Source organism: Saccharopolyspora cebuensis, assembly GCF_039542665.1.
In the GTDB taxonomy this organism is placed as follows: domain Bacteria; phylum Actinomycetota; class Actinomycetes; order Mycobacteriales; family Pseudonocardiaceae; genus Saccharopolyspora; species Saccharopolyspora cebuensis.
In genome coordinates this window covers 326252-343542 of sequence record NZ_BAABII010000016.1, presented here as the reverse complement: position 1 = coordinate 343542, position 17291 = coordinate 326252, and the positions used below count along the sequence as shown (strand labels likewise).

The 17291-nt window shown below is 74.4% G+C and carries 14 protein-coding genes; 7 read left to right on the top strand and 7 right to left on the bottom strand.

Annotation, left to right across the window (positions count from 1 at the left end; all coding sequences use genetic code 11):
• Nucleotides 1-4: 4 nt before the first annotated feature.
• The 3 genes from ABD976_RS21750 to ABD976_RS21740 all read right to left on the bottom strand — a co-directional run bounded on the left by ABD976_RS21750 (nucleotide 5) and on the right by ABD976_RS21740 (nucleotide 5838).
• A complete protein-coding gene (locus ABD976_RS21750) occupies nucleotides 5-892 on the bottom strand; it encodes a 4Fe-4S dicluster domain-containing protein (protein WP_345366105.1) in 888 nt (295 codons plus the stop codon).
• Nucleotides 889-4179: a formate dehydrogenase gene (fdh, locus tag ABD976_RS21745; RefSeq protein ID WP_345366103.1), complete on the bottom strand. Its 3291-nt coding sequence runs from the start codon at nucleotides 4177-4179 to the stop codon at nucleotides 889-891. The genes ABD976_RS21750 and fdh overlap by 4 nt, the downstream gene beginning before the upstream one ends.
• Nucleotides 4180-4251: 72 nt before the next feature.
• The gene (locus ABD976_RS21740; protein ID WP_345366101.1) at nucleotides 4252-5838 is read right to left on the bottom strand and encodes an MFS transporter; all 1587 of its coding nucleotides are present in this window, start codon (nucleotides 5836-5838) and stop codon (nucleotides 4252-4254) included.
• A 123-nt stretch (nucleotides 5839-5961) separates the two neighbouring features.
• Here ABD976_RS21740 and ABD976_RS21735 point away from each other — a divergent pair, with 123 nt between their 5' ends.
• Nucleotides 5962-6603, top strand: a complete 642-nt coding sequence (locus tag ABD976_RS21735) for a TetR/AcrR family transcriptional regulator (protein ID WP_345366099.1) — start codon at nucleotides 5962-5964, stop codon at nucleotides 6601-6603.
• 3 nt (nucleotides 6604-6606) lie between these two features.
• Here ABD976_RS21735 and ABD976_RS21730 read toward each other — a convergent pair whose 3' ends face one another.
• Together ABD976_RS21730 and ABD976_RS21725 are read right to left on the bottom strand one after the other, a co-directional pair.
• A complete protein-coding gene (locus ABD976_RS21730; RefSeq protein WP_345366097.1) occupies nucleotides 6607-6795 on the bottom strand; it encodes a hypothetical protein in 189 nt (62 codons plus the stop codon).
• Between the two features lie 172 nt (nucleotides 6796-6967).
• Complete coding sequence (locus tag ABD976_RS21725) at nucleotides 6968-7435, bottom strand: GreA/GreB family elongation factor (protein WP_345366095.1); 468 nt, start codon at nucleotides 7433-7435, stop codon at nucleotides 6968-6970.
• A 320-nt stretch (nucleotides 7436-7755) separates the two neighbouring features.
• Between ABD976_RS21725 and ABD976_RS21720 the strand changes: the two genes are divergently transcribed.
• A complete protein-coding gene (locus ABD976_RS21720) occupies nucleotides 7756-9288 on the top strand; it encodes a PucR family transcriptional regulator (protein ID WP_345366093.1) in 1533 nt (510 codons plus the stop codon).
• 10 nt (nucleotides 9289-9298) lie between these two features.
• Here ABD976_RS21720 and ABD976_RS21715 read toward each other — a convergent pair whose 3' ends face one another.
• Complete coding sequence (locus ABD976_RS21715) at nucleotides 9299-10237, bottom strand: alpha/beta fold hydrolase (protein WP_345366091.1); 939 nt, start codon at nucleotides 10235-10237, stop codon at nucleotides 9299-9301.
• Between the two features lie 89 nt (nucleotides 10238-10326).
• Here ABD976_RS21715 and selA point away from each other — a divergent pair, with 89 nt between their 5' ends.
• From selA to ABD976_RS21690, 5 genes are all read left to right on the top strand, one after another.
• Nucleotides 10327-11616, top strand: a complete 1290-nt coding sequence (gene selA, locus ABD976_RS21710; protein ID WP_345366089.1) for an L-seryl-tRNA(Sec) selenium transferase — start codon at nucleotides 10327-10329, stop codon at nucleotides 11614-11616.
• On the top strand, nucleotides 11616-13352 hold the full coding sequence (gene selB / locus ABD976_RS21705; RefSeq protein ID WP_345366086.1) for a selenocysteine-specific translation elongation factor: 1737 nt from the start codon (nucleotides 11616-11618) through the stop codon (nucleotides 13350-13352). Before selA ends, selB begins: the two co-directional genes overlap by 1 nt.
• Nucleotides 13353-13435: 83 nt before the next feature.
• Nucleotides 13436-14386 (top strand): non-homologous end joining protein Ku, encoded by a 951-nt coding sequence (ku, locus tag ABD976_RS21700; RefSeq protein WP_345366084.1) that lies wholly within the window; start codon nucleotides 13436-13438, stop codon nucleotides 14384-14386.
• Between the two features lie 276 nt (nucleotides 14387-14662).
• Nucleotides 14663-15634 carry a phytoene/squalene synthase family protein gene (locus ABD976_RS21695; RefSeq protein WP_345366081.1) on the top strand — a complete coding sequence of 324 codons (972 nt, stop codon included), beginning with the start codon at nucleotides 14663-14665 and terminating at the stop codon, nucleotides 15632-15634.
• Between the two features lie 80 nt (nucleotides 15635-15714).
• A complete protein-coding gene (locus tag ABD976_RS21690) occupies nucleotides 15715-16035 on the top strand; it encodes a hypothetical protein (RefSeq protein ID WP_345366079.1) in 321 nt (106 codons plus the stop codon).
• A 33-nt stretch (nucleotides 16036-16068) separates the two neighbouring features.
• Here ABD976_RS21690 and ABD976_RS21685 read toward each other — a convergent pair whose 3' ends face one another.
• Nucleotides 16069-17235, bottom strand: a complete 1167-nt coding sequence (locus ABD976_RS21685; RefSeq protein WP_345366077.1) for a S8 family serine peptidase — start codon at nucleotides 17233-17235, stop codon at nucleotides 16069-16071.
• Nucleotides 17236-17291 lie beyond the last annotated feature (56 nt).

Below are 17291 nucleotides of genomic sequence, written 5' to 3'. Positions count from 1 at the left end.
GCCTTCACCGCGTCCTCCCCGCGAAGCACCCGGCGATCAGCGCCGCGCCGGCCAGCGCCGCGCCCGCCGCGTGCCGCCACATCGACGGCAGGTCCCGGGTGGTGACCACCGGGTCCGGCGGCAGCCCGTAGACCTCCGGCTCGTCGAGCAGCAGGAAGAAGGCCCCGTCGCCGCCGACGCCGTCATCGGGTTCGTGCCCGTAGAGCCGGGCGCTGGTGACGCCGCGCTCGTGCAGCTCGTCGACGCGCTGGGCGGCGCGCTCGCGGAGCTCGTCGAGCGGGCCGTACTGGATCGACTCGGTCGGGCAGGCCGTGGCGCAGGCGGGGGCGAGGTCGGCGCCCAGCCGGTCCTGGCACATCGTGCACTTGGCGACCCCGCCGGTGTCCGGCCGCTTGTCGATCACCCCGTACGGGCAGGCGGGCACGCAGTACCCGCAGCCGTTGCACACGTCGTCCTGCACGACCACGGTGCCGTGCTCGGACCGGAACAGCGCACCGGTCGGGCACACGTCCAGGCAGGCCGCGTGCGTGCAGTGCTTGCAGACGTCGGAGGACATCAGCCAGCGGATCTGGTCCTCGGGCGGCTGCTCCTGCTCGTCCTGCGGCCCCACCGAAGGCATCCCGAGGTCGACCGCGGGCACCCGCTGCTCGATGAAGGCGACGTGCCGCCACGTCGTGCCGCTGAGCTCGCCGGTGTTGTCGTAGGACATCCCGGTCAGGTCGAAGCCGTCCTCCGGGAGGAGGTTCCACTGCTTGCAGGCCACCTCGCAGGCCTTGCACCCGATGCACACGCTGGTGTCGGTGAAGAACCCGACGCGTTCCGGGTGGTCGGCCGGGTACCCCGCCTCCCCCGCCGGGTCGGGCAGCGGCCCGCTGAGCCGGTTGGCGGTCACTTCTCCTCCTCTCCCGAACGCCGGGGGTGATCGGCGAACTCGGTTCCGGTCAGCTCGGTGATGCCCGCCCGGTGGCGGTACTGCTCGACCAGCTCCAGCAGGTCCGCCCCGCGCGGTCTGCGGCCGGGCCGCAGGTCGCAGGTGCCCGCCTTGGTCTCCATGATGTGCACGTTGGGGTCCAGGGCGACCCCGACCAGCTCGTTGGCCGCGTCGCCGGTGGTCAGCCCGTTCGGGCCCCAGTGCCACGGGATGCCGATCTGGTGCACGGTGCGGTCGCCGTGGCGCAGCGGGCGGATCCGCGAGGTGACCAGCACCTGGCCCTCGATGGCGCTGCGCGCGGTCACCACGGTGGCCCAGTCCAGGTGGGACAGCCCGCGCTCGGCGGCCAGCTCGGGCGAGATCTCCAGGAACATCGCCGGGGCCAGCTCCGACAGGTGCCCCAGCCAGCGGCTCATCCCGCCCGCCGTGTGGTGCTCGGTGAGCCGGAACGTGGTGAACAGGTACGGGTAGACCTCGGCCCCCGGCTCGTCCCCGCTGGGCTGGTAGCGGTTCTCCGGCCGCGAGTTGACCTGGCGCGCCGGGTTGCGCTGCTGCGTCGGGTGGAGCTGGTTGGCCAGCGGCGATTCCTGCGGTTCGTAGTGCGCGGGCAGCGGTCCGTCGACCAGGCCGGAAGGCACGTAGAGCCACGCCTTCCCGTCGCTCTGCATCACGAACGGATCGATGCCCGCCAGGCCCGCCGGTCCGGTCGCGCCCGGTTCCGGGACGTGGTCGGGGCGTTTGGTGGCCTCGAAGTCCGGGACGTCGTGCCCGGTCCAGCGCCCGCTGTCCTCGTCCCACCAGACGTAGGCCTTCCGCGCGCTCCACGGCCTGCCCTCGGGGTCGGCCGAGGCCCGGTTGTAGAGGATGCGCCGGTTCGCCGGCCAGGCCCAGCCCCACTCCGGCGCCACCCGGCTCTGCTCGCCGCCGGGGCGGCGGCGGGCGGACTGGTTGACGTCCTCGGCGTAGACCCCGCAGTAGATCCAGCACCCGCAGCTCGTCGAGCCGTCGGCGGCCAGCTCCGTGTAGGCCGACAGCGGCCCGCCGTCCGGGCCGGTGCCGTTGATCTCCCGCAGCACCGCGGCCGCGCTCGGTTCGTCCAGCGGCCCCTCGGTCGGGTAGTCCCAGGTCAGTTCGAGCAGCGCCCGGTCGCGTTCGGCGAGCTCCCCGCGGGCGGCCAGCTTCTCCCGCAACCGGCGGCCGAGGTGGTAGTAGAACCACAGGTCGCTGCGCCGGTCCCCGGCCGGCTCGACGGCTTTGTGGTGCCACTGCAGCAGCCGCTGGGTGTTGGTGAACGTGCCGTCCTTCTCGGTGTGCGAGGCCGCGGGCAGGAAGAACACCTCGGTGCCGATGTCCTCGGTGGACATCTCGCCGGATTCGACCTCCGGGCCGTCCTTCCAGAACGTGGCGGTCTCGACCAGGTTGAGGTCGCGGATCACCAGCCAGTCCAGGGCGGCCAGGCCCATCCGCTGCTGGCGGGAGTTGGCGGTGCCCACCGCCGGGTTCTCGCCGATCACGAAGTAGCCCTTGACCAGGCCGTCGATCTGGTCGGACACGGTCTGGAAGTTGCCGTGGTCGCCGGTCAGCCGCGGCAGCCGGTCGAAGCAGTAGTCGTTGTCGGCCGTGGCGTGCTCGCCCCACCACGCCTTGAGCAGGCTGACCAGGTAGGCGCGCATGTTGCCCCAGAAGCCGTGGGCCTCCTCGTCGTCGGACACGAAGCTGTCGACGTCGGTGTCGGTGTGCGCGTGCGGCATCGGGATGTAGCCGGGCAGCAGGTTGAACAGCGTCGGGATGTCGGTGGAGCCCTGGATGCTGGCGTGCCCGCGCAACGCGAGGATGCCGCCGCCGGGGCGGCCGATGTTGCCCAGCAGCAGCTGGAGGATCGACGCCGCCCGGATGTACTGGACGCCGACCGTGTGGTGGGTCCAGCCGACGGCGTAGGCGAACGCCGACGTGCGGTCCCGGCCGGAGTTGGCCACCAGCGCCTCGGCGACCCGGAGGAACTCCGCCCGCGGGACGCCGCAGACGCGCTCCACCATCTCCGGGGTGTACCGGGCGTAGTGCCGCTTGAGGAGCTGGAACACGCACCGCGGGTGGCTCAGCGTCGGGTCGGTCGCCGCCTCGCCGTGGTACACGGGCCCGCCGGATCCGGCCCGCTCCGGCCTGCTGGCCTGCCGCTCGCGCCCGTGCGCGGTCGACGGACCGCCGCCCGCCCGGGGTTCACGCGGCGCCGGGCCGGTACCGCTGCTCTCGTAGCGCCAGCTCGTCGTGTCGTAGCTGCCTTCCACCGGGTCGAAGCCGGAGAACACGCCGGCGAGGTCCTCGGTGTCCTCGAAGTCCTCGCCGATGATCAACGCCGCGTTGGTGTAGGCCCGCACGTAGTCGTGGAAGTAGGCGTCGTGGGACAGCACGTGGTGGATCAGGCCGCCGAGGAACGCGATGTCGCTGCCGGGGCGCAGCGCGACGTGCTGGTCGGCGACCGCCGAGGTGCGGGTGAACCGCGGGTCGACGTGGATGACCGTCGCCCCGCGCCGCTTGGCCTCCATCACCCACTGGAAGCCGACCGGGTGGGCCTCGGCCATGTTGGACCCCTGGATGACGATGCAGTCCGATTCGGCGAGGTCCTGCTGGAAGGTCGTGGCGCCGCCGCGCCCGAAGGAGGTTCCCAGACCGGGAACCGTGGAGGAGTGTCAAATACGCGCCTGGTTCTCCACCTGGACCGCGCCGAGGGCGGTGTAGAGCTTCTTCATGAGGTAGTTCTCCTCGTTGTCGAGGGTCGCTCCTCCGAGGCTCGCGATGCCCATCGTGCGCCGCAGGTCCCTGCCCTCGGCGTCGGTGTCCTCCCAGGTGGCGTCCCGGGTGGCCAGCACCCGGTCGGCGATCATGTCCAGCGCGGTGTCGAGGTCGAGGTCCTCCCACTCGGTGCCGTGCGGGCGCCGGTAGCGGACCGCGGACTCCCGGTGCGGCGAGGTGACCAGCTCCCGGCTCGCCGATCCCTTCGGGCACAACCGCCCCCGGCTGATCGGCGAGTCCGGGTCGCCCTCGATCTGGGTGATGGCGCCGTCGCGGACGAAGACCCGCTGACCGCAGCCGACGGCGCAGTACGGGCACACCGAGCGCACCACCTCGTCGGCGTCCTCGGTGCGGGCCCGCTGCGCGTCGGTGCTGCGGGAACGCACGGCCGCACCCCGGCCGAGGGGGTCCGAGCCGGTGAGCTGCCGCAGCACCGGCCAGCGCAACCACTCCACCATCGGGTCTCCTCCCCTACCGCTGTTCGCGGTACAGGCACTACCCGGTGATCGCAGCCGTCAAACCCGAACGGCTCAGCCCTGGTCCTCCGCCTGCTTGCGGGGCAGCCAGGTCCACGCGATCAGGGCGGCGAGCAGGATCAGCCCGGCGCCGACCCAGTGCGCCACCTGCAGGCCGTCCATCCAGGCGGTCGTCACCTCGGTCAGCAGCGCCTGTCCCGCCTGGCCGAGCTGGGTGGCGACCTGCACACCGCCGGCCAGCGACCCGGTGACGATCTCCCGCACCTCGGCGGGCAGCCCGGCCACCGCGTCGGCGAGCTGCCCGGCGTAGGCGCTGCCCACGACGCTGCCCAGCACCGCGACGCCGAGCGAGGCGCCGACCTCGCGGGTGACGTCGTTGGTCGCCGAGCCCATCCCGGCGCGCTCCCTCGGCACCGAGGCCATGAGCTGATCGGTGGCCGGGGCCATCGCGACGCACATGCCCAGCGCGGTCAGCGACAGCCCGCCCAGCAGGTGCCAGTAGCCGGAGTCGGCGGTCAGCGTGCTCAGCACGGCCATGCCCGCGGCCGACAGCACCAGGCCGGTCGAGATGGTGTTGCGGGGCCCGAAGCGGGCCACCAGCCGGGGCACCAGCGGGGCGATCGCGACCATCACCACGGTCATCGGCAGCATCGACATCGAGGCGTTGAGCGGCGAGTAGCCGAAGACCAGGATCAGCGTCTGGCTCAGCGCGAAGAACACCCCGACCATCGCGAAGAACACCAGGGTCAGCGCCACCGCCGAGGCCGAGAAGCGCGGGTTGGTGAACAGCGAGACGTCGAGCATCGGGTTCTTGGCCCGCCGCTCCCACAGCACGAACGCGGCCACCAGCACCAGGCCCAGCGCCACCATCAGCAGGGTGCGCGGTGCGGTCCAGCCGACGTGCTGGGCCTCGATCAGCGCGTACACCACCAGCGTGATGCCCGCGGTGGACAGCACGGCCCCGCCGAGGTCGATGCCGCCCAGCGTCTCGTCGCGGCGGCCGTGGTGGGCGGGGACGTAGCGGATGGCGGCGAGCACGCCGACGACCACCACCGGGATGTTGATCACGAACACGGAGTGCCAGCTCGCCACCTCCAGCAGCAGCCCGGCGAGCACCGGGCCGAGCGCGGTGCCTCCGCCGGAGACCGCCGCCCACAGGCTCACCGCCTTGGTGCGCTCGGAGCTGGGGAACACGCTGGTCAGGATGGACAGCGTGACCGGCATGATCATCGCGGCACCGAGGCCGAGCAGGCCGCGCGCGACGATCAGTTCGGCGCTGGAACCGACGAACAGCCACACGTACGCCGACACGATGCCGAACAGCACCATCCCGGCCTGCAGCATCGCCTTGCGGCCGTAGCGGTCGGCGATCGCCGAGGTGGTGAACAGCAGCCCGGCGAACACCAGGGCGTAGGCGTTGTTGAACCACTGCTGCTCGGACATCGAGGCGCCGAGGTCGACCGCGAGGAAGGGCAGCGCCACGCCCAGCGACGTGTTGGCCAGCATCGTCGCGGACAGGGCCAGGCACAGCACCAGCAGCGTCGTCCACCGCCGCCGGTAGACCCCCGGGTCGATGCCCTCGTCGAGGGCCGCCTGCTCCCCCGGCGTCAACTGCTCGGGTGCGTTCACTCCGCTCGGCACGTGGCCGCCTCCAGCTTCCTCGGTTCGACGATCGTCGCGACCAGGTTATGTCAGTCCTGACAATTGTCAGTCATGACGGCAGTCACGCTTGACCGGGGCCCGGGACCGGGGAAACCTGGCGTCATGACCGCCGCCCCGCCGCAACGCCCCGCATCCGCCGAACCCGACCGCAGGCATCGGCGCAGGCAGCGCACCCGGGCGGCGATCGAGGCGGCCGCGCTGGAGCTGTTCACCGCGCAGGGCTTCGGGGCGACCACGGTGGAGCAGATCGCCGAGGCCGCCGACATCGCGCCGCGCACGTTCTTCCGCCACTTCCCCAGCAAGGACGCGGTGCTGTTCGGCGACCCGGCCCACGAGGCCGAGCGGATGCGCGAGGTGATCGCCGAGCTGCCCGCCGAGGTCCCGCCGCTGCGGGCGGTGGCCACCGCGATGCTCGACGCCGCCGACCGGATGGAACCGGACCGGGCCCAGCACCTGATGCGGGCGCGGCTGCTGGACAACCTGGAGTCCGGCTGCGACTACGAGCTCCAGCTGCTCAAGCAGCGCTGGGTCCAGGACATCGCCGAGGTCGTCGCCGAGCGCCTCGGCACCGGTACCGACGACCCGCGGGCGGCGGCGTGGACGATGACGCTGATGGCCTGCTTCGGCGCGGCGGTCCACTCCTGGCTGGTGCGCACCGACGACCGGCCGCTGCGGGCGATCTTCGTGGCGCTGCTGGCCGAGACCGGCGGCGGGCTCGTCGAGTTCGCCGAGCGGACCGGCTGACGCCTACCGGCGGCGGCGCCGGTCGAGCTCGTAGCTCGCCCCCACCAGGGCGAACAGGAGCATGCCGACCCCGAGCTCGTCCCAGACGTGGCCACCACCTCGGCCGAACAGCAGGTCGCCCAGGAGCACGCCCGCGCCCCCGAGGAACAGCATCGCGGGCGTCACGAGTCGGGGGGAATGCGTCGCGTTCATCTGCGTCCTCGCCGTGGAATCGCACAACGGTGTTCTCCCGGCCGGGCGTTCCGGCCGGCTCGGCTGGTCCCGCACCGCCGCCGGTGGCGGAACGTGGTCCTGGGCCGCCGGACGCCGCCGCCGCGTCCGGCGGCGCGCGCACCGCTCGGGGTCCCGCTCCGCGCGGGCACCGTCAGCCGTGCTGGTCGTACGGCACGGCGCGGAGCAGGGTCACCTGCACCGCCCGCTCATCGGGGCCGAGGTAGCTGCGCCGGTCCCCTTGCCGCGCCCCCAGCAACGCGGCGCCCAGCGGTGATTCCGGGGAGCAGACCTCCACCCCGTCCGGATCGTTGCCGGACCGGGTGCCGAGCAGGAACGTGTCGGTGTCGCCGTCGCCGTCGAACCGGACGGTGAGGACCATGCCCGGCTCGGCGACCCCGTCGTCGGGTGGCACCTCCCCGACGACGGCGCGGCCGAGCAGGTCCTGGATCTGCTGGATCCGGGCGCGTCGGCGAGCGTGGTCGGCGAAGTGCTCCGGATCGGCGACCGCGGTGTCCGAGCCGTCCGCGCCGGCGCCGGGATCGCCGCGCAGCTCGGCCAGCTCCGCTCGCAGGCGCTCGCAAGCGCTGGGGGTGAGCCAGACGGGCTGAGAGGTGTTCATGGCGACGTCCTGCCTGGGTGCGCGCCGGGGCGGAGCTCCCGCTCGCTCGCGGAGCGGACCGGCGTCCTCGTGGGAACTGGGGTCCGGGGGCATGACCGGCCTCCGCGATCCGGCACGCACCCCGCACCCCGATGATGACCAGTCCGGCGCCACGAGCGGTTATCGATGTCGGACAATCGCGGCGGCCTGTTTTGTTCGCTCCCGCCAATCCCCGCGCTCCGCGGTCCTCGCGGCGGGGCGGCGGCGGAGGGCCGAGGAGCGCGGGGGCGGGCTTGCGTACAGTCCGGACCGTCGGAATCGGGCGGTGAAGGGGAAGGCGCGTGATCAAGCTCGACAGGTTGGTCACCGTGCTGGGCGGGTACGGCGTCGAGCTGGTCGTCGCCGCCGGACGCGATGCCGAGCTGCGCAGCGTCGCCATGCACGATCCGATCGAGGCCACGCCGACCCGGGGTGATGTGTTCTTGGCCGTCGGTGTCGCCACGGCCGTCCGCGCCGTGGAGCTGGCCGCCGCCGCCGAAGCGGTCGCGGTCCTGGTCCACGCCGACGCCGCCGAGGAGGTCCGGTCGGCCGCGGCGCGCAGCGAGGGGATCGCCGTGCTGGCCGCCGACCGCGCCCTGTCGTGGAGCCTGCTCGCGGAGCTGGTGTACGGGCTGGTGTTCGAGGGCCGGGAGACCGAATCCGGGCGCGGCCCGAGCGACCTGTTCGCCCTCGCCGATGCCGTGGCCGCCGCCACCGAGGCGCCGGTGACGATCGAGGACCGCCGGTCGCGGGTGGTCGCCTACTCCAGCCGGCAGCACGACGTCGACGAGGTGCGGCACAGCACGATCCTCGCGCGGTCGGTGCCCGAGGAGATCCGAGCGCTGTTCACCCGGCGCGGCGTGTTCGCCCACCTCGCCGAATCCGACGAGCCGTTGTTCGTCGCCCCCTCACCGGAGCACGGCCTGCGCGGGCGCACCGTCGTGGCCGTTCGCGCGGGTCGGGAGCTGCTGGGCTCGCTGTGGGCGACCTGCGACACCCCGCTGCCGCGGCACCGCGCCGGGATCCTGCAGGACAGCGCGCGCACGGTGGCCCTGCACCTGCTGCGGTCCCGGGTCAGCGCCGACCTGGAGCGCCACGTCGAATCGGAACTGGTCATCCGGCTGCTGGAGGCCGGGCCCGGCTCCGCCGCGACGCTCGGGAAGCTCGGGCTCGCGCAGAGCCGGTACCGCGTGATCGCCCTGCAGGCCCACGCCGACGGTGATCAGCACGCCGCCGCCCTGCTCGCCTTCGAACGCGCCACCACCGGGTTCGGCTGGTCCCGCCTGAGCCGCAGCGCGCTGTTCGGCAGCACGGTGTACACGATCCTGCCGTGCGGTGAGGACCCCCGGCCGGCGCGGGACTGGCTCCACGACGTCACCGCGCACCTCCCCGGCCACCTCACGACGGTGGCGGGGATCGGTGCTCCGGCCACGCCCGACCAACTGCCCGCGAGCAGGAGCGAAGCCGACGAGTGCCTCGCGTTGCACGCGAGCAGGCACGCGGGCCCGCCGATCAGCTACGACGAATCCTGGGACCAGGTGCTGCTGCAGCGGTTGCGCCGCGCGGCCGCGTCGGGTCGGACCCCGTCCCGGGGCCCGCTCACCGACCTCGCCCGCCACGACGCGGCCTACGCCACCCAGTACCTGCCCACCCTGCGCGCCTGGCTGCAGTCGCACGGGGACCTGCCGACCGCCGCGGGCCTGCTCGACGTGCACCCGAACACCGTGCGCTACCGCATGCGCCGGATGCACCAGATCACCGAGCTCCCGCTCGACGACCCGGACAAGCGCCTGGCCATGCTCATCTCGCTGGCCGTCGAAGACGCCCCGGGCTGATCGGCCGGGCTCACTTGGCCGGGCGGTGGGTCTCGACGTGGTCGATGAGCTCGGCGGCGTGCTCGGCGACCAGCGCCGGGCGGCTGCGAGGCAGCCAGTGGCCACCGGGCACCCGGGAGATGCGCAGGTCCGGCACCCACGGCTCGATCTCGGTCTGCACGGGGGCGGAGACGAACGGGTCGCCGACCGGGGCGAGGACCTGCACCGGCAGCCCGGTGCGGCGGGGCGGCCGGGCCCCCGACCGGGGCCGGATGTTCTCCCGGTACAGCGCCAGGCCGCGCACCCCGTCGGCGAGCGCGGGCCGGGCGGGGCGCGCCGCGGCGCGCCGGTCGGGCCGTTCCAGCGCGCGGAGCAGCCGGGGCAGCGCCCCGGAGCGCCAGGCCAGCTCGGGCAACGCCGGGAGCTGGAAGAAGCCGATGTAGCCGGAGCGGACGAGCTGGGTCAGCAGCGCGCGCAGCCCGGCCGGGGTCGGATGGCGGAGCTTGTCCCGGATCCACCGGCCCGCGTGGTCCAGGCAGGGACCCGAGATCGAGGTGAACGAGGCGAACCGGTCGTCGGCGCGGGGATCGGTCACCGCGTGCCAGGTCTGGATCGCCCCCCAGTCGTGCGCCACCAGGTGCACCGGTCTGCCCGGGGCGACGGCGTCGGCCACCCGGCGCAGGTCCTCGGCGAGCCGGTCGAGGCGGAAGCCGGAGCGCCGCGCCGGGACCCCGGCCCGCCCGGCGCCGCGCACGTCGTGGGCGACCACGTGGAAGCGCTCGGCGAGCACGTCGGCGACCCCGTCCCACACCGCGTGGTCGTCGGGATAGCCGTGCACCAGCAGCACCGTCGGCGCGGCGGGGTCGCCGCGCTCCCAGACCGGCAGCCGCAGCCCGTCCGCGGTGTCGACCCAGCGCTGCGGCTCCGTGGGCTGCGGCTCCGAGGTAGGCGGCTCCGAGGTAGGCGGCATGAGCGGAGCATAACCAACGTTGTCAACGGCCATTGGCAAGGTCGCGGGCTGATCAGCCCGGCGCGGCGCGGCCCTCTAGAGTGCCCGGCATGGTGGACACCCGACGGCAGATCCCGGGGACCGACCGGGTGCTGAGCGAGCCCGAGGTGGCCCGGGAAGTGGCCCGCCTCGGCGCCGACCTGGTCAAGCGCGCGGTGCACGAGGCCCAGCGCAGCGCCCGCGACGACGAGATCGCCCCCGGCGAGGTGGTCGAACGGACGCTGGCCGGGCTGCCCGCCTCGGCCAGCGCGGTGCGCCGGGTGCTCAACGCGACCGGCGTGCTGCTGCACACCAACCTCGGTCGCGCGCCGCTGTCCGAGGCCGCGGTCGACGCGCTGCGCCACGCCGCGGGCACCACCGACGTGGAGCTCGACCTGCGCACCGGCAAGCGCGGGCCCCGGGGCGCGTCGGTGCTGCGCGCGCTCACCGAGGAGGTGCCCGCGGCCGGAGCCGCGCACGTGGTGAACAACGGAGCGGCCGCGCTGTCGCTGGCCGCCACCGCGCTCGCCCAGGACCGCGAGATCGTGCTCGCCCGCGGCGAGATGGTCGAGATCGGCGACGGGTTCCGCATCCCCGAGCTGCTCACCGCCACCGGCGCCCGGTTGCGCGAGGTCGGCACCACCAACCGGGTGCGGCTCGACGACTACCGGGCGGCGCTGGGCCCGGACACCGGTTTCATCCTGAAGGTCCACCCGTCGAACTTCGTGATCAGCGGCTTCACCGCCGACGTCCCGGTCGCGGCGCTGCGCGAGCTCGACGTGCCGGTGGTCGCCGACATCGGCTCCGGCCTGCTGCGCCCGCACCCGGTGCTGCCGCGCGAGCCGGACGCCACCACCAGCCTCACCGACGGCGCCGACCTGGTCATCGCCAGCGGGGACAAGCTCCTCGGCGGACCGCAGGCGGGTCTGCTGCTGGGCCGCGAGGAGATCGTCCAGCGGCTGCGGCGGCATCCGCTGGCCCGCGCGCTGCGGGTGGACAAGCTGACGCTGGCCGCGCTGGAAGCCACCCTGCGCGGCCCGCGCACGCCGGTCGAGCGCGCGCTGCGGCAGGACCCCGAGCAGCTGCGCCTCCGCGCCGACCGGCTGGCCGACGCGTTGGCCGCGGCCGGTGTCCCCGCCACCGCGCGGGACTCGGCGGCGACCGTCGGCGGCGGTGGCGCACCGGGCGTCGAGCTGCCCAGCGCCGCCGTCGAACTGCCCGAGCACTACGCCGCGCCGCTGCGCACCGGGGAACCGCCGGTGCTCGCCCGGCTGGAGCAGGGGCGCTGCCTGCTCGACCTCGCCGCGCTCGCCCCGGACGACGACGACCTCCTCCGCCGCACCGTGCTGGGAGTCCGCTGATGCACGTGATCGCCACCGCCGGGCACATCGACCACGGCAAGTCGACGCTGATCCGCGCGCTCACCGGGATGGAACCGGACCGCTGGGCCGAGGAACGCCGCCGGGGGCTGACCATCGACCTCGGCTTCGCCTGGACCGACCTCGACGCCGAACGGGTCGCCTTCGTCGACGTCCCCGGGCACGGGCGGTTCGTCCCGAACATGCTCGCCGGGATCGGCCCGGTGCCCGCCGCGCTGCTCGCGGTCGCCGCGGACGAGGGCTGGCAGGAGCAGTCCACCGAGCACCTCGACGCGCTCGACGCGCTGGGCGTGCGGCACGGGATCCTCGCGGTGACCCGCTGCGACCTCGCCGATCCCGCCGACGCGCTCACCCAGGCCCGCGAACGGCTCGACGGCACGGCGCTGGCCGACGTGCCCGCGGTACCGGTCAGCGCCACCACCGGCGCGGGCCTGGACCGGTTGCGCGCCGCGCTGGCCGACCTGGTCGGCGGGCTGCCCGAACCGGACCCGGAGGCCGATCCCCGGCTGTGGGTGGACCGGGCGTTCACCATCCGGGGCGCCGGAACGGTGGTGACCGGCACGCTGGCCGCCGGGCGGCTGCGGGTCGGCCAGCGGCTCCGGCTGCACCCGGCAGGCCGGGACGTCGTGGTCCGCGGCCTGCAGGCGCTGGGCACCGAGGCGGCGGAGGTCACCGGCGTGGCCCGGGTGGCGGTCAACCTGCGCGGCGCGGACCTGGACCAGGTCCGCCGGGGCGATGCGCTGCTCGCGCCCGGCCGGTGGCTCGACGTCACCGAATTCGACGCCCGGGTGCCGGATGCCGCGGCGCTGCCGCGCGAGCCGGTGCTGCACGTCGGCGCCGCCGCGGTGCCGGTGCGGGTCCGGCCGCTGGGCGCGGACACCGCCCGGCTCACCACCTCCGTTCCGCTGCCGCTGCGCATCGGGGACCGGGCGCTGCTGCGCGATCCCGGGGCGCACCGGATCGCGGGCGGGCTCGTGGTGCTCGACGTGCGACCGCCCGCGCTGACCCGCCGCGGGGCGGCCCGGTCGCGGGCCGCGGAGCTGGCCGGGCTGACCGGCCGTCCCGACGCGGCCGCGGAACTGCGCCGCCGCGGCCTGGTGCACGTCGACGAGCTGCGCGGGATGGGCGCCGCACCGCCGTCGGCCGGCCCCTGGCTGCTCGACGACCGCCGCCGGGACGAGCTCGCCGCCCGGCTGCCCGGCCTGGTCCGCGAGCACCAGCGCGCCCACCCGCTCGACGACGGGATGCCCGCCGAGGCCGCCCGCCGCGCGCTCGGCCTGCCCGACGCCGCGCTGTTCGAGGCGGTGGCCCGGGCCGCCGGGCTGGCGCCGCGGGACGGGCGGATCGGGTCGTCCGACCGGTTGCCGGAGGGGGTGCGCGCGGCGGTGGAGGCGATCCGCGCCGACCTCGCCGAGCAACCGTTCCAGGCCCCGACCGCCGACCGGCTCCACGCCCTCGGACTCGGCGAGCGCGAACTCGCCGCCGCCGAGCGCACCGGCGCGCTGGTGCGGCTCGCCCCCGGCCTGGTGCTGCTGCCCGACGCCCTGGACGCCGCCGTGCAGCGGCTGGCGGAGCTGCCCGAACCGTTCACCCTCAGCCAGGCGCGGCAGGCGCTGGGCACCTCCCGGCGGGTGGCGGTGCCGCTGCTGGAGCTGCTGGCCGCGCGCGGGCGCACCAAGCGCACCCCCGACGGCGGGCACTGCCTGGTCACCGGCTGAGCCTCGGCGGATCTGGCGATCACGCGGCGGTCACCGCATGGTGGAGACCTCGGCAGGCGGGCGCCGGGCGGAGGGAGGCAGCGATGCCGCGCAAGATCTGGACGGGTTCGATCAACTTCGGCCTCGTCACCATCCCGGTCGGGCTCTACGCCGCGACCGAGGACCACACGATCGCGTTCCACCAGTACCAGCGGGGCACCGCGGACCGGGTGCGCTACCGGCGGGTGAACGAGCGGACCGGCGATGAGGTCGACTACAACGACATCGTCAAGGGCCGCGAGATCGGCGGTGCGGTGATCACCGTGGAGCCCTCGGAGCTGGAGGAGATCGCGCCGGGGCGGTCCCGCACCATCGACATCACCACCTTCGTCGACCTCGACGAGATCGACCCGGTGTTCTTCCAGAAGACCTACTGGCTGGCACCGAACAAGAAGGACAACTTCCGGCCCTACAACCTGCTCCGCCAGGCCATGCAGGAGACCAACCAGGCGGGCATCGCGCGGTTCGTGCTGCGCGGCAAGCAGTACCTCACCGCGGTGCGCGCCGACGACACCGCTCTGGCGCTCAACACCCTCTTCTTCGCCGACGAGATCCGCGATCCCGCCGACATCCTGGACACCGACGCCGCGCAGGCCGAACCGGCGGGCAAGGAGCTCCAGATGGCGACCACGATCATCGAGTCGATGAGCGGCTCCTGGGAACCCGAGGAGTACGCCGACACCTACACCGCCGAGGTCGAGCGGTTGCTGGCCGAGAAGGCCGAAGGAGCGGTGCCGGAGGCGGCCGAACCGCCCCCGGAGGCCACCGACGTCATCGACCTCACCGAAGCGCTGCGCCGCAGCGTCGACCAGGCGCGGTCGTCCCGCGGCGGCTCGCGGTCGAGCCGGCGGTCGGAACTGGCGGAGCTGACCAAGGGCGAGCTCGACGACCGCGCCCGGGAGCTCGGCATCCGGGGCCGGTCCAAGATGAAGCGCGACGAGCTGGAGGCGGCGGTGGCCGAGGCGAGCGGCGGGCGCGCCCGCCGGGCTTCCTGAGCTGGGCTTCCGGAGCGCTGGGTTTCCGGAGCGCTGGGTTTCCGGAGCGCTGGGCGGGGGATGCCCAGGGCCTGCTGGGGGTTCAGGCCCTGGGCATCGGACACCGCACGAGGGGGTGTGCGCGGTGACCCGGCGAGCATATCGGTGAATCGTTCAACAGTCAGCGATCCGCGGGGCAACGGTGTCGTCGGTCACCCTCCGCGCTCCTCGTGATCGGGTTCACCTGCGGCCGCGACCGTGCGCACCCCGACCGGTGCCGTGTGCTGAGATTCCGGTATGCGTCCAGGTCCCCGTCCGTCGGCGAACTCCCGGCGCGAACTGGATGCGGCGGGCGTCCGGGACGCCCGGCTGCGCGCCGCCTACCTGCGCTGCAGGCGGCTCAACGCGCTCCACGGCCGCACCTACTTCCTGGCCACCCGGATGCTCACCGCCCGGCAGCGGCCCGCGGTGCACGCGCTGTACGGTTTCGCCCGCTGGGTCGACGACGTGGTCGACGACCACGACCGGCGGCGACCGCCGGAGCAGCGCGACGCCGAGCTGGACCGCCTGGAGTCCGTGCTGCGCGCGGGGCTGCGCGACGGCGGCAGCACCGACCCGGTGGTCGCGGCGCTGGTCGACACGACGCGCCGCTACGCCATCGACCCGGCGCTGTTCGACCACTTCCTGACCTCGATGCGGATGGACCTGTCGGTCCGGGAGTACCCCGACCGCGCGGCGCTGGACGCCTACGTGCACGGGTCGGCGGCGGTGATCGGGTTGCAGGTGCTGCCGGTGCTGGGCACGGTGTCCCGCCCGGCCGAGGCAGCGCCCTACGCGGCGGCGCTGGGCCGCGCCTTCCAGCTGACCAATTTCATCCGCGACGTCGGCGAGGACCTCGACCGGGGACGGGTCTACCTGCCCGCCGACGAGCTCGCCGTGCACGGCGTGGACCGCGACCGGCTCCAGTGGTGCCGTCGCACCGGCCGTCCCGACCGGCGGGTCCGCCAGGCGCTGTCCGAGCAGGTCGCGCGGGTGCGGGCCGACTACCGGGCCGCCCGGCCCGGGATCGAGCTGCTCGCCCCGGAATCGCGGCCCTGCGTGGCCACCGCGCACACGCTCTACGGGGAGATCCTCGACCGCGTCGTGGAATCCGGCTACGCGGTGTTCGGACGCCGCGTGTCGGTGCCGCGGCGGCGACGCGCCGGGGTGGCGCTGGCCGCGGCCGCGGCGGTCACCGGGGTCCGCGCCCGCGCACTCCTGGGCCGCTGAGCCCGGGTGTGTCGACCTCGGCCGCCGGGTAGCCCGAGAGTCGCCCGGGCCGCGTCCGGGCGGCGACGGGAGTAGGTGAGATGGACAGCAGCGCATCGTGGGGCGACGTCGGCGACACCGCCGAGTCGATCTCCCGCGCTGGGCGGGAGATCGAGCAGCGCGCCCGGCGGCGGGTGAGTTCGGCCGCGGACAAGGAAGCGGCCCGGCAGGCTCTGCTCGCCCTCACCGCCGCGGGCGCCCGGTTGGCCCGGCAGCTCGACACGCTGGCCGCCCGCTACGAGTCCACCAGCGTGGCCGAGCCCTCGGCGACCCAGGTCGCCCTGGACCAGGCCGCGGCCGCCGCCGAGGACCTCGGCCTGTCCACCAGGGTCGCCGCGCAGGCGATCGAGGAAGGCGAATGACCCCGCCGGCCCCGATCGCCCGCCGCACGCGGGTCAGGGCACCTGGCCCAGCCCCGCCCCCACGTCGGTGGACGGCAGCGGCATCCGCCGCGCGACCTGCGACAGGCGCGCCCACAGGCCCCACGCCCGCTCCTTGTGCTGCTGCGCGTGCAGCGCTGCGAGCCCGGCGACGTGCGGCGTGGCCATGCTGGTCCCGCTGATCTTGCGGTAGCGCTCGGCGCCCGGCCAGCTGGAGTAGACGTCCACCCCGGGGCCGACCAGGTCGACCTGACCGATCTGGTCGACCGTGCCCGAGGAGAAGTCCGCGATCTGGTCCTGCTGGTCGGTCGCGCCGATCGCCATGATCGACGGGCAGTTCGCCGGGTGCCCGACCGGGGCGATGGCGCCCGTCGAGCGCTGGCTCTCGTTGCCCGCCGCCGCGATGATCAGCGTGCCGCGCTCCATGGCCCGGCGGGCGACCCGCTCGAACGCCTGCGAGTACGCCTGGCCCGGCTGGGTGGCCGCGCCGAGCGACATCGACACGACCGCGCAGCCGTTGGAGATCGCCCACTGGATGCCCGACAGGATGCCGCTGTCGGTGCCCGAGCCGTTGTCGCCGAGCACCTTGCCCGCGTAGATGCTGGCCTCGGAGGCGACGCCGTAGCCGGGTCCGGCCTCGGAGGTCCGCGGGCCGCAGGCGGTGCCGATCACGTGGGTGCCGTGGCCGTGGCCGTCCTGCACGTCCTGGCCGTCCACGAACGTCCCGGTCACGATGTCGCGCTGGGCGAAGTCCGGGTGCTTGAGGTCCATGCCGGTGTCGAGCACCGCCACCCGGACCCCGGCGCCGGTCTGCTGCGCCCGGTCGGCGCCCACCGCGCGCAGGCCCCAGGTGTGCTCGCCCTCCGGCGGGGCGGCGGCACCGGCCTCGCCGATCGCGTGCACGGTGCGTTCCTGCTCGAACGCGGCGATCGGCCCGCCGAGGGCGCTCTGCAACGCGCTCGCCTGGTCCGGGGCCGCCGAGATCAGGGCGACGCCGAGGTCGTGCAGCACGATGCCGCCCGCGTCCCGGAACAGCTCGGCCGGTCCGGCACCGGAGGCGTCGGCGGTGTCGGCGCACCGGATGCCGGTGAGCCGGTGCAACTCGCGGGTACCGACGATGGTCGCGTCGTCCTCCAGCAGCACCAAGTAGCGTGCGGTGGAGCCATCACCACTGGTCGTCATGTCGCTCGACTCCTTCGGTTGGCACGTCGTCTTCCGTCACACGAATCCCAGGTGTA